The sequence below is a fragment of the Legionella bozemanae genome, assembly GCF_001648595.1.
Lineage (GTDB): Bacteria > Pseudomonadota > Gammaproteobacteria > Legionellales > Legionellaceae > Legionella > Legionella bozemanae.
In genome coordinates this window covers 17931-30589 of the sequence record NZ_LBAW01000010.1, presented here as the reverse complement: position 1 = coordinate 30589, position 12659 = coordinate 17931, and the positions used below count along the sequence as shown (strand labels likewise).

The window sequence follows — 12659 nt, the reverse complement described above, 5'->3', positions numbered from 1 at the left end:
AAAATTGCAATTTAAATTAATAAAGGTTTAGAAATGTCTGATAATTCAGCAAAAATATTACATCAATTGGTGTCCGCTCCAAGAATAAAGGACATTGATCACTGGATAGCAAAATATCCAAAAGAGCAAAAGCAATCAGCTGTAATGAGTGCTCTGCGCATTGTCCAGGAAGAGCATGGTCATCTAACGACGGAATTAATGGATGCTGTAGCTGACTATCTTGACATGCCTTCTATTGCGGTATATGAGGTGGCTAGTTTTTACACTATGTACGAACACGAACAGGTTGGCAGGCATTCGATAAATATATGTACCAATATCTCGTGCATGCTGCGTGATTCCGCTGCAATTGTTAGCTATTTGGAAAAAAAATTGGGCATAAAATTAGGCGAAACCACAGATGATGGGCGTTTTACTTTAAGATCTGTTGAATGTTTAGGGGCCTGTGTTAACGCACCAATGATGCAGGTGGACAAGGATTATCATGAAAATCTGACTCCTGAATCTATAGATAAAGTGTTGGAAGAATACCAATAAAAGATAGAGGTGGTTACCGTGGTTGAATTAAATCAAGTTTGTTATCGAACATTTCATCTACCAGAGCCTTGGACGCTATCCGCTTATGAAAGTGTTGGTGGGTACAGTGCATGGAGAAAAATACTAAAAGAACAAACTTCTCCACAGTCAATTATTGATGAGTTAAAAACATCTGCCTTGCGAGGTAGGGGGGGAGCAGGATTCCCAACTGGATTAAAATGGAGTTTTATGAACCGTAATAGTCCGGTACAGAAGTATGTAGTATGTAATTCTGACGAAGGTGAACCAGGTACATGTAAGGACCGTGAAATTCTTACATTAAATCCACATCAACTTATTGAAGGAATGGCGATTGCCGGATATACCATGGGCTCCACTGTGGGATATAACTACATTCGTGGTGAATTTTGGTTACCTTATGAACGTACGGAGGCTGCGCTGAAAGAAGCTTATGCAGCTGGTTTGCTTGGTAAAAATATTTTAGGTTCCGGTATTGATTTTGATTTGTATAATCATTTGGGTGCCGGCGCTTATATTTGTGGAGAAGAAACTGCATTGCTTAATTCCTTAGAAGGGAAAAAAGGTCAGCCGAGGTTTAAACCTCCATTTCCTGCTAACTATGGTCTATATGGCAAACCTACAACCATAAATAATACAGAAACTTTTGCTTCTGTTCCGGTCATTATGGAGAAAGGCGGCGAATGGTTCTTAAAAATTGGCAAGCCCAATAATGGGGGAACCAAATGCTTTAGTGTGAGCGGTCATGTCAATAAACCTGGAAATTACGAAATTCCTTTGGGAACCCCATTTAAGACACTTCTTGAGTTAGCTGGTGGAGTGATTAAAGACCGAAAAATTAAAGCAGTAATCCCTGGCGGTACGTCCATGCGTGTATTACCTGGTGACGTCATGATGGAGCTTGATATGGATTATGACAGCATCCAAAAAGCAGGTTCAGGATTAGGTTCTGGTGCGGTAATTATTATGGATGAAACAACCTGTATGGTTGATGCATTATACCGTATTTCTGAATTTTATATGGATGAGTCTTGTGGCCAATGTACTCCATGCCGCGAAGGTACAGGCTGGTTAGTCCGCTTGTTACACCGTATTAAAGAAGGCCATGGTGAACCTGGGGATGTGGAAAAACTAGTCAATGTTGCGAATAATATCGAAGGACGCACTATTTGTGCACTCGGTGAGGCAGCAGCTTGGCCTGTACAAAGTTTTGTTAAGCATTTCCGCGATGAATTTGAATATTTCGTTAAGCATAAACGCTCGATCGTCGCAGCATAATTAAAAAGGTTTAACCATGACTACTACTATTGAAATCGACGGTAAAACATTTGAAGCAGAAAACGGGAAAATGATCATCGAAGTTGCCGATGAGGCGGGTATTCATATCCCACGTTTTTGTTATCATAAAAAATTATCTGTGGCTGCAAATTGTCGCATGTGTTTAGTTGAAGTAGAAAATGGCCGCAAGCCAGTTCCTGCATGTGCGACTCCAATTACCGATGGGATGAAGGTATTTACCAAATCGAAAGAAGCATTGCATTCTCAAAAAGTAGTCATGGAATTTCTTCTTATTAACCACCCATTGGATTGTCCAATTTGCGACCAAGGCGGAGAGTGTGAGCTGCAAGACATATCGATGGGGTATGGTGCGGATGAGTCTCAATACAGAGAAACCAAACGCTCAGTAGATGATGACAACTTAGGTACGTTGATTTCAACTGAAATGACCCGCTGTATCCATTGTACTCGCTGCGTTCGTTTTGGTGAGGAAATTGCAGGATTAAGGGAGTTGGGTGCAACAGGCCGTGGTGAGCACATGCAAATTGGAACCTATGTTCAGCACAGCATGAAGTCGGAAGTTTCTGGTAATATTATTGATTTATGCCCTGTTGGTGCGTTAACTTCAAAACCTTTTCGTTTTACAGCAAGAGCTTGGGAGCTCACCCAGCATGAAGGGGTAGCACCACATGATTGCCTCGGTTCAAATATTTACCTGCATACACGTCGCAACAAGTTAATGCGTATTGTTCCTAAGGAAAATGAGGCAATTAATGAAACCTGGCTTGCTGACAGAGATCGATTTAGTTATTTGGGATTAAATAGCCCATTAAGAGCCAATCAACCCCAGATTAAACGTAATGGGCAATGGGAAGTTGTTGATTGGGAAACTGCTCTAAAATTTACTGCAGAAGGATTGGCTCGTGTCATAAAACAAAATGGCACCGAGCAAGTGGCGGCTTTTTCTTCAAGTTCTTCTACATTGGAAGAAATGTATTTGTTGCAAAAATTAATGCGTGACATCGGTGTTCATAATCTCGATCACAGATTGCAGCAAGTAGATTTTAAGGATCAGGATCATCAGGCGACTACACCAAAAAGTTCATTACCTTATGCGGAAGTTGAATTACAAAATACAATAGTGCTTGTTGGATGCAATATTGATCGTGAGGTTCCTCTGGCTGGTGTAAGAGTACGTAAAGCTGCTCGTAATGGCGCTAAAATTTACGCTATAAATCCAGTGGATTTTGAATATCGCTTCGACCTTAATGACCGATTCATTATTTCGCCTTTAGAAATACCAATGCAACTTGCCAAGATTGCTCTAGCACTTGCTGGCGATATAAAGAATTTACCTACAGAAGTGCAAAAATTAGTGATAGGCCTTGAGTCAGATAAAGCAATTCAACGAGTTGCCAAGGCATTGAAAGAGGAAAAAGCCTGCTTAATTACTGGTGCTCTTTGTGAAAATCACCCCGAAGCCGCTTTATTGCGTACCTTAGTTTTCCATATCGAGAAATTAAGTGGTGCTAAAGTTTTAAGGCTCACCCAGGGTGCAAACACAGCAGGTGCTTGGATGGCAGGTATGGTCCCTCACCGAACCACTGCCGGCAAGACAGACTCTACTCCAGGTATGGATGTACAGGCAGCACTAAACGCGAAACTTAAAGCTTATTTTTTAATGGGTGTAGAACCAGGCTTTGATTTTGCAAATCCTTATGGTGCAAGGCAATCCATGCTGGGTGCGGAATTTGTTGTACTGATGTCTGCTTATAATCATGAGTCAATGCACGATTATGCAGATGTTATTTTACCCATGGCGCCCTATGCTGAAACCTCAGGGACATACATTAATATTGATAATACCTGGCAAACAGTAAAAGGTGCTTTGACTCCTCATGGAGAATCTCGGCCTGCATGGAAAATATTGAGAGTACTCGGTAACTTATTGCATTGTGATGGCTTTGAATATCTGTCAACCGAAGATATCTTGTCAGAAATTAAAAATAGTGTTGCAATCACAATGGAGCAAGAATATAAACCGTATTATCCTGAGAGCTTGCCTCTAATTAATCAATCATTGATTCGAGTAGGTGAGTGGCCACTCTATCGTAGTGATGCAATTGTTAGAAACGTCAAAGAGTTGCAATTATGCGCCGCTGCTGAATCAGCATGCATTCGTATCAATCCTACAACAGCAGATAGATTGAAATTAGACGATGTTGCTACTGTATCTCAGGGAGATATTGAGATAACATTGCCGCTTAAACGTGATGAACGCATTGCGGCAGATGTTGTATGGGTAGCAAACGCGATGCCTGAAACAGTTGATTTGGGTCATTCATTTGCTGCAATAACTATTAAGCGCTAGGCAGGTAAGAAAATGCTGCAAGATATTGGCATATTAATTTGGATCATCATTAAAATATTAGTAATCGTAGTACCATTGCTACTATGTGTCGCATATTTAATTTACGCAGAGCGTAAGGTTATTGGTTACATTCAAGCACGAATAGGACCCAATCGTGTAGGTGTACGTGGATTGCTCCAGCCAATTGCGGATTTAATAAAGCTAATTACTAAAGAAATTATTATACCTACACGTTCTAATAAATATCTTTTTATAGCCGCACCGTTGTTTGCTTTGGTTCCTGCTTTGGCAGGTTGGGCAGTTATTCCTTTTCAGGAAGGCATGGTCTTGGCAAATATTAATGCAGGGGTGCTTTATATTTTTGCAATGAGCTCGCTTGGTGTCTATGGCGTTTTAATTGCTGGATGGGCGTCTAACTCCAAATATGCAATGTTTGGTGCTTTAAGAAGTACTGCTCAAACTGTATCTTATGAGATTGCTATGGGTTTTGCTTTAGTGGGTGTACTGCTGGCCGCAGGCAGCATGAATCTCACGGATATTGTTAATTCACAAAAAGGCGGGATTTTACATTGGTGGTTTATTCCCCTGCTTCCACTGTTTTTTGTCTTTTGGATTGCCGGAATCGCTGAAACAAATAGAGCCCCTTTTGATTTAGCTGAAGGGGAGTCCGAAATTGTTGCAGGATTCCATGTGGAATATTCCGGAATAGGGTTCGCACTATTCTTCTTATCTGAATATGCGAGCATGATCCTTATCTCTGTGCTCCTCAGCATCCTGTTTTTGGGTGGCTGGATGTCGCCATTTGAAGGGATTCCATTTTTAGAGAACATATTTTTTGTTGTACCTGGATTTATTTGGTTAATCGTAAAAGTTTGCTTTTTCCTATATGTGTATTTATGGATAAGAGCTACTTTTCCTCGTTATCGTTATGACCAGCTTATGCGTTTAGGCTGGAAGGTACTCATTCCGGTCACCATTGTTTGGATTATTGTAACTGCGTTAATGGTTGTTACACATGTTAAACCTTGGTTTTAATGATTAATAGAGAAGCCGATGAAAAAAGCATATCAATATATTAAATACTACGTACGCAGTTTTCTTTTCATAGAATTATTGCAGGGTTTAAAGCTAACTGGTAAATATTTTTTTAAGAAAAAAGTAACGGTACAGTTTCCAGAGGAACAAACCCCAATTTCTCCACGTTTTAGAGGAGCACTTGCTTTACGCCGTTATCCCAACGGCGAAGAACGTTGCATTGCTTGCAAATTATGTGAAGCAGTTTGTCCTGCATTGGCAATCACCATAGAATCAGAACCTCGCGAGGACGGATCTCGTCGTACAACGAGATATGATATTGATGTGTTTAAATGCATTAATTGTGGTTTATGTGAAGAATCTTGCCCTGTAGATTCCATAGTTGTTACGCCAATACATCACTACCATGTCAGTGAACGAGGTCAAAATATTATGACTAAAGAGAAGCTCCTTGCGCTTGGTGATTTGATGGAGCCGAAACTCGCAGCAGATAGAGCTGCTGATGAAAAATACCGATAACGGGGTAAAGTATGCATGAGTTACTAATTCAAATTATTTTTTATGTTTTTGCGGCTATAGCAGTAGGTGCTGCGTTTATGGTAATTATTCAAGACAACCCTGTTCGCAGCGTTTTATCTCTTGTAGTTACTTTTTTTGCGAGTGCAGTATTATGGATACTTGCCCAAGCAGAGTTTCTCGCACTGATTTTAGTGTTGGTGTATGTAGGCGCCGTGATGACACTGTTCCTGTTTGTTGTGATGATGCTTAATATTGACGTTGAAATAATTAAGAGTCATTACAAACGTTACTTACCTTTTGGCTTAATTCTTGTTGCTTTATTAACAGGGCTCTTAATGGTATCCATTCCCGCAGGCACATTTAAGGCAAATGTTGAAACAAAAAGCAACGAGGTAGTGAGTACACAATTACTTAATGCCAGCCAAAACAATTCTGAAATACAGCCCGTATCAAATACTGAAGCCTTGGGTATGGTTCTGTATACAGATTATTTGCTGGCTTTTGAAATTGCAGCTGCACTGTTGTTAATTGCAATTATTTCTGCAATTACTTTGGTGCATAGAGGTCCCAGAAAATCGAAAAGGCAGGATGTAAAACAACAAATTCTAACACGTAGAAATGAGCGGGTTGAATTAATTAGTATGAAAGCAGAAAAATAAGGTTGGGGAATTCCATATGATACCTGTTAATGATTATTTGATTCTGGGAGCGATTTTATTCGGCTTTGGTCTTATCGGCATAATGATGAATCGTAGAAACATCATTTTATTGCTAGTATGTATCGAATTAATGTTACTTGCAGTAAATACTAATTTCGTAGCATTTTCCCATTATTATAACGAAATTAGTGGTCAAGTTTTTGTCTTTTTTATTTTAACAGTTGCTGCTGCAGAAGCGGCAATAGGATTAGCCATAGTGATGCTGCTTTTTAGAAATAGAGGCAACATTAACGTTGATAAGATGAATCATTTAAAAGGTTAACATTGTGAGTATCCAACAACTTTGTCTAATAATCGTTTTAGCTCCCTTGGCAGGTTCCATAATTGCTGGTTTTTTCCGCAATCAAATCGGACGAGTTGGAGCCCACTCGGTTACTATTTTTGGAGTTACCATTTCTTTTGCTGTATCACTGTATATTGCATGGCAACTATTCTCGGGAGCTATTTCAACTGAAAGTACGGTGGTCTATCATTGGGCTGATGGCGGTTTGATACTACCATTTGAATTTAATATAGGCTTTTTGATTGATCCCTTAAGTGTGATCATGCTTCTGATTGTTAATTTCATCTCTTTGCTGGTGCATATCTACAGTATTGGATATATGGCAGATGACGATGGTTATCAGCGCTTTTTTAGTTATATTTCCCTATTTACTTTCATGATGTTGATGTTAGTGACTGCCAATAATTTCTTACAGTTATTTTTCGGCTGGGAAGGTGTAGGTCTTGTTTCATATTTGCTTATCGGGTTTTGGTACCAAAAAGAATCAGCCATAGAAGGTAGCTTAAAAGCATTTATTGTGAATCGTGTAGGGGATTTTGGTTTTCTGATAGGTATAGCCCTGGTTTTTGCATATACCGGCAGCATCGATTATGAGACTGTTTTCAAAAGTGTAAACTACCTGGCAAGTCAAAATATAGAATTATTTCACGGACACCCATGGTCATTAGTTACCGTGATTTGCTTGGCCTTATATGTTGGTGCCATGGGTAAATCGGCACAAGTACCATTGCATGTTTGGTTACCTGAATCAATGGAAGGTCCAACACCTATCTCTGCCCTGATTCATGCTGCAACCATGGTTACCGCCGGGGTATTTATGATTGCACGTATTTCCCCTCTAATTGAGTTTTCCACTACAGCATTAAGTGTTGTTCTGGTTATTGGTGCAACCGGAGCACTCTTTACAGGAATTCTAGCGCTAGCAATGAACGACATTAAACGTGTAGTGGCTTATTCAACACTATCCCAATTAGGTTATATGATGGTTGGAATGGGTGCTTCTGCTTATAGTGCAGGAATGTTTCACCTGCTTACACATGCTTGTTTTAAAGCGCTCTTGTTCCTTGGCGCCGGTTCAGTAATTATTGGAATGCATCATGAGCAAGATATGCGAAAAATGGGTGGCTTATGGAATAAAATGCCAATTACCTATGTGACCTTCATCATTGGCTCCTTGGCTCTTTGCGCGTTCCCTCCATTCGCGGGTTTTTATTCAAAGGATACTATTATTGAAGCGACTCAATTATCACAAATTCCAGGCAGCGGTTATGCCTATTTCTGTGTGGTAGTTGGTGCTGGTGTTACTGCACTGTATACATTTAGATCATTATTTATGACGTTTCACGGTAAGCCGCGAATGGACGAGCATACCTTAAGCCATATTCATGAGTCTCCATGGGTAGTATGGCTACCACTTGTTTTGCTTGCTATTCCTTCAATTATGTTGGGCTATGTGTTGTATATGCCCATGCTTTTTGACAATCCAACTATTTTGAGTTCTTCTTTGTTTGTTCTTCCGCAACATAATGTTTTGGCAGAACTTGCGCATGAAATTACTTCACCGTTTGAAAGCATGTTGCACTCAGTATTTTCACTTACGTTTTGGATTACTATAGCGGGGATTTTTATTGCCTGGTTTTGTTATATCGCTGTTCCTTCGATTCCTGGTTATTTGGCACGTCATTTTTCACTTATCTATAAAATACTCGTCAATAGATATGGATTTGATGCATTTAACAACATAGTTTTTGTAAAAGGTTCTAAGGGTATAGGAACTGTATTTTACAGTGTGGGTGATCAAAAGCTGATTGATGGTATGGTTGTAAATGGCAGCAGTCGACTTATTAGATGGTTCTCAGCTAAAGGTCGTGCGATGCAAAGTGGTTATCTATATCATTATGCAGCGGTAATGATTTTTGGATTGCTTGGATTTTTATGCTGGTTGATACTCGGCTGAATATAGGGTGAAGGTATGCATTATTTGCTCAACTTACTAATCTGGTTGCCGATAATAGGCGGTGTTTTTGTTCTTCTCGCTGGAGACGATCGTAACCCGAATATTTCACGTTATTTGGCTTTGTTTACCATAATACTTTGTTTGCTACTTTGTATTCCGCTTGTTGCAGGTTTTGATCCTAAAGTATTAGGAATGCAATATTTGGAGGAATTTCAATGGATGCCGGCTTTAGGAATTAGCTATAGCTTAGGCATTGATGGCATGTCTTTACTTTTGATTGTCCTTACTGTTTTTACGAATTTGGTTGTGATTCTGGCAACGTGGGAGAGTATAACTAACAGAGTTTCTCAATACCTGGCTGCATTTTTAATTATGCAGGGATTGTTGGTTGGTGTTTTCTCAGCGTTAGATGCAATTGTATTCTACGTATTCTGGGAAGCTACGCTAATCCCAATGTACTTGATCATTGGGATTTGGGGCTCTGACAATCGCGTCTATGCTGCAATTAAATTCTTCTTATATACTTTTTTAGGCTCAGTGCTTATGTTGGCGAGCTTTTTATACATGGGCTATATAGCAGGCACATTTAACATTGAAGCATTTTATGCCATAAAACTGGGAATGACTGCACAAACATTGATTTTTATTGCGTTTTTCCTTGGTTTTGCAATTAAGATACCGATGTTTCCTGTGCATACCTGGTTGCCTGATGCACATACTGAGGCTCCAGCAGGCGGCTCAATAGTATTGGCAGCAATTTTATTAAAGCTCGGTGCTTACGGATTTATCCGTTTCTCCTTGCCCATAGTTCCGGATGCCTGTAGCCGTTATGCGGGTATTATGATTGCCTTGTCTTTAATTGCAGTTGTTTATATTGCCCTGGTTGCAATCATCCAAAAGGATATGAAGCGTTTAATTGCATATTCTTCAATTTCACATATGGGATTTGTGACTTTGGGTTCCTTTGCCATTTTTGCAATTGCAAAACAAACAGGATTGAGTGCTGCGGGCCTAATATTGGAAGGTGCAATTGTAGTCATGATTTCTCATGCCTTCGTCTCCAGTGCTCTTTTTGCCGGTGTAGGCTATATATATGATCGCATGCATACTCGTCGTTTAGTCGATTTCGGCGGAATAGTGAATACCATGCCAATCTTTGCATCGTTCTTTATGCTTTTCTGTATGGCGAATGCAGGGCTACCAGGTACTTCCGGATTTGTTGGTGAGTTTATGGTGATTCTAGGCTCACTTAAAGCAGGGTTCTGGGTAACATTTTGGGCAGCTACTACGCTAATTACAGCGGCTGGATACAATCTTTGGATGTACAAACGTGTTATTTTTGGTCCTGTAGCAAATGAAAAAGTTGCAGCATTAAAAGATCTTTCGGGCTATGAGTTAAGTGCTTATATCCTACTTGCTTTGATGGTTATCGCTATGGGCGTTTATCCTAAGCCAATGTTAGAGTACATACATCAAACAGTAAGTCATACTCTGGCATTAGCAAGTCAATCAAAATTGTAATCAAGGTTAATCAATATGACAGCATTACTTGAAAATATCCATGTAGCCCTTCCGGAAATAATTCTGTTAACTGCAGCATGCATTGCGTTGCTTGCTGATTTATTTCTACGGGAGCGGTGTAAATCAATTGCCTATTTCATATCATGTATCGGCTTGATTTTAGCTGCTATTGTTAGTTTCCTTTATATTGGTACGTTTAAGGTTATTACACTGAATGGTCTATTTATCAGCGATGATATTGCAAATTTAATGAAGGTTTTTATATACCTTTCGGTATTATTGAGCTTTATTTATTCAAAAAATTATATAGATGAACGGCAAATGCCTTCTGGTGATTACTATATTTTGGGAATGTTTTCTACCTTAGGAATGATGATTCTTGTTTCAGCACATTCATTACTCACTGTTTTTCTTGGTTTGGAATTATTGTCATTACCTTTATATGCCATGACTGCTATTCGTAGAACAGATGGTGATGCTTCTGAAGCAGCAATAAAGTACTTTGTAATGGGCTCAATTGCCTCGGCCATGCTCTTATATGGTATTTCTTTAATTTATGGTGCAACAGGGAAACTCGATTTACTTGAAGTTGCAAACGCAATTGCTGCGAACTGGCAACAACAAAACACGTTACTTGTTTTCGCGCTGGTCTTTATCCTGTCTGGAGTTGCGTTTAAATTGGCAGCAGTCCCTTTCCATATGTGGGCGCCCGATGTATACCAAGGAGCTCCAAGTTCAGTTACCTTATTCATTAGTGCTGCGCCAAAGATCGCAGCATTAGGGATGGCCTTCAGATTGTTGACTATTGGTTTGGTGGATATTAGTGCTCAGTGGCAACAAATTTTGCTGGTAATTACCTTGCTTTCAACGGGCTTGGGGAACTTATTTGCTGTGGTACAAAGCAGCATTAAACGCTTACTTGCTTATTCAGCAATATCACATATTGGCTATGCCCTGTTTGGTATTTTAGCTGCCACCAGCGCAGGTTATTCCGCAGCACTCTATTATATTTTGGTTTATGGAATAACTTCCGCAGCTGCATTTGGCCTAGTTGTCTTAATGTCTACCCAAGGAATGGAAATTGACAATATTGATGATTTAAAAGGTCTTAACAAAAGAAACCCTTGGCTCGCATTTTTGATGTTAATTATTATGTTTTCGCTTGCAGGTGTTCCACCTACTGTTGGTTTCTTTACTAAATTACTTGTACTCAAAGCACTGGTTGATGCGCAAATGACTTGGGTTGCTGTACTTGGTTTATTCTTTACTGTAATTGGTGCCTATTACTATTTAAGAGTTGTTAAAATCATGTATTTTGACAAACCCATACAGGCTGATTCAGTAATTGTGAGTAAAGGAAATCTCTTAGTACTTTCTCTCAATTGTTTATCGCTACTTTATTTAGGTATTTTTCCAAGTGCCTTAATCGTGGCTTGTATTAATGCTTTTGGTAGCTAAAAATAAATAATTCTGTGTTCTAACACTACGGAATACATATTTATTTATAATCTTAAGCGAAAGTACTTGCTAAGAGTACTGACTCTCAGTATACTTGCCATCAGTTGACGCGGGGTGGAGCAGCCTGGTAGCTCGTCGGGCTCATAACCCGAAGGTCGTAGGTTCAAATCCTGCCCCCGCTACCACTTATTAAGAACCCCATTTATGGGGTTTTTTATTATGTATAATTTGTAACTGCACTAAAAGATAGTAGTAGCCCAGTAAAGCTAAGGCCATGCTCGGAACTAATTGCTTTAAAGAAATCACTTCCCGAGTTTAGTCCTTGTCCAAGCTCAGGTTACCCTATTGTATTTGTATCGCGTCATCCACTAAGTTCTAGACAAGGCGCAAGTAAAGTGAGGTGAAGGAGTGTACAAAAGTATATGATTGAACCGAACGAGTTGGCAACGATGAATAGAACTTAGCGGGTGGCGCTATATTAGGCATACGTGCCCTTTTTAGTTTGTGAATACTATGATACAAGATGAATTGGAACATTTATTAGCGCCTACGATTTCAGATATGGGCTATGAGCTTTGGGGGTGTGAATATCTTTCACAAGGTAGGCATTCCTTGTTGCGTATATATATTGACAAGGCTGATGGGATAGGCATTGAAGACTGTGAAGCTGTAAGTCATCAAGTTAGTGCTTTGCTTGATGTGGAAGATCCTATTTCTGGAAATTACAGTTTGGAAGTATCATCACCCGGCATTCCAAGGCCTTTATTTAAAAGTTGGCAATATCAGCATTATATAGGGCATGAAGTACAAGTAAAAACTTTTAAACCGGTAGACGGTAAACGTAAATTAATAGGTACTATTGTCTCAGCATCTGAGAATTCTTTAGTACTTAACATAAATAACGAAGATCAAGAGTTACTTTTTTCAAATATTGTGAAAGCAAATTTGACAGTATAGAGAGGC

The 12659-nt window shown here is 39.5% G+C and carries 11 protein-coding genes and 1 tRNA gene; all 12 read left to right on the top strand.

Going from position 1 to position 12659, the window contains the following annotated elements; all coding sequences use genetic code 11:
- Positions 1 to 33 precede the first annotated feature (33 nt).
- The 12 genes from nuoE (at position 34) to rimP (ending at position 12653) form a co-directional block, all read left to right on the top strand.
- Positions 34 to 537 carry an NADH-quinone oxidoreductase subunit NuoE gene (gene nuoE, locus A8O27_RS08990; RefSeq protein WP_058458969.1) on the top strand — a complete coding sequence of 168 codons (504 nt, stop codon included), beginning with the start codon at positions 34 to 36 and terminating at the stop codon, positions 535 to 537.
- Positions 538 to 555: 18 nt separating this feature from the next.
- Positions 556 to 1833: an NADH-quinone oxidoreductase subunit NuoF gene (gene nuoF, locus A8O27_RS08985; protein WP_058458970.1), complete on the top strand. Its 1278-nt coding sequence runs from the start codon at positions 556 to 558 to the stop codon at positions 1831 to 1833.
- A 16-nt stretch (positions 1834 to 1849) separates the two neighbouring features.
- Complete coding sequence (nuoG, locus tag A8O27_RS08980; RefSeq protein WP_058458971.1) at positions 1850 to 4204, top strand: NADH-quinone oxidoreductase subunit NuoG; 2355 nt, start codon at positions 1850 to 1852, stop codon at positions 4202 to 4204.
- 12 nt (positions 4205 to 4216) lie between these two features.
- Positions 4217 to 5239, top strand: a complete 1023-nt coding sequence (gene nuoH, locus A8O27_RS08975; protein WP_058458972.1) for an NADH-quinone oxidoreductase subunit NuoH — start codon at positions 4217 to 4219, stop codon at positions 5237 to 5239.
- Positions 5240 to 5257: 18 nt separating this feature from the next.
- Complete coding sequence (nuoI, locus tag A8O27_RS08970; RefSeq protein WP_058458973.1) at positions 5258 to 5758, top strand: NADH-quinone oxidoreductase subunit NuoI; 501 nt, start codon at positions 5258 to 5260, stop codon at positions 5756 to 5758.
- 11 nt (positions 5759 to 5769) lie between these two features.
- Complete coding sequence (locus tag A8O27_RS08965; RefSeq protein WP_058458974.1) at positions 5770 to 6417, top strand: NADH-quinone oxidoreductase subunit J; 648 nt, start codon at positions 5770 to 5772, stop codon at positions 6415 to 6417.
- Positions 6418 to 6433: 16 nt separating this feature from the next.
- Positions 6434 to 6739, top strand: a complete 306-nt coding sequence (nuoK, locus tag A8O27_RS08960) for an NADH-quinone oxidoreductase subunit NuoK (protein ID WP_058458975.1) — start codon at positions 6434 to 6436, stop codon at positions 6737 to 6739.
- A gap of 4 nt (positions 6740 to 6743) precedes the next feature.
- Positions 6744 to 8717: an NADH-quinone oxidoreductase subunit L gene (gene nuoL / locus A8O27_RS08955; protein ID WP_058458976.1), complete on the top strand. Its 1974-nt coding sequence runs from the start codon at positions 6744 to 6746 to the stop codon at positions 8715 to 8717.
- Positions 8718 to 8732: 15 nt separating this feature from the next.
- Positions 8733 to 10238, top strand: coding sequence for a complex I subunit 4 family protein (locus A8O27_RS08950; protein WP_058458977.1), 1506 nt, complete (start codon positions 8733 to 8735; stop codon positions 10236 to 10238).
- A 15-nt stretch (positions 10239 to 10253) separates the two neighbouring features.
- Positions 10254 to 11696, top strand: a complete 1443-nt coding sequence (nuoN, locus tag A8O27_RS08945) for an NADH-quinone oxidoreductase subunit NuoN (protein WP_058458978.1) — start codon at positions 10254 to 10256, stop codon at positions 11694 to 11696.
- A 108-nt stretch (positions 11697 to 11804) separates the two neighbouring features.
- A tRNA-Met gene (locus A8O27_RS08940) sits at positions 11805 to 11881 on the top strand.
- A 328-nt stretch (positions 11882 to 12209) separates the two neighbouring features.
- Positions 12210 to 12653, top strand: coding sequence for a ribosome maturation factor RimP (gene rimP, locus A8O27_RS08935; RefSeq protein WP_058458979.1), 444 nt, complete (start codon positions 12210 to 12212; stop codon positions 12651 to 12653).
- Positions 12654 to 12659: the final 6 nt, after the last annotated feature.

Excerpts from the sequence above, each read along its gene's own strand:
- nuoE (WP_058458969.1), top strand. The coding sequence starts at position 34 with ATGTCTGATAATTCAGCAAAAATATTACATCAATTGGTGTCCGCTCCA.
- nuoN (WP_058458978.1), top strand. The coding sequence starts at position 10,254 with ATGACAGCATTACTTGAAAATATCCATGTAGCCCTTCCGGAAATAATT.
- A8O27_RS08965 (WP_058458974.1), top strand. The coding sequence starts at position 5,770 with ATGCATGAGTTACTAATTCAAATTATTTTTTATGTTTTTGCGGCTATA.
- nuoI (WP_058458973.1), top strand. The coding sequence starts at position 5,258 with ATGAAAAAAGCATATCAATATATTAAATACTACGTACGCAGTTTTCTT.
- nuoH (WP_058458972.1), top strand. The coding sequence starts at position 4,217 with ATGCTGCAAGATATTGGCATATTAATTTGGATCATCATTAAAATATTA.
- nuoK (WP_058458975.1), top strand. The coding sequence starts at position 6,434 with ATGATACCTGTTAATGATTATTTGATTCTGGGAGCGATTTTATTCGGC.
- A8O27_RS08950 (WP_058458977.1), top strand. The coding sequence starts at position 8,733 with ATGCATTATTTGCTCAACTTACTAATCTGGTTGCCGATAATAGGCGGT.
- rimP (WP_058458979.1), top strand. The coding sequence starts at position 12,210 with ATGATACAAGATGAATTGGAACATTTATTAGCGCCTACGATTTCAGAT.
- nuoG (WP_058458971.1), top strand. The coding sequence starts at position 1,850 with ATGACTACTACTATTGAAATCGACGGTAAAACATTTGAAGCAGAAAAC.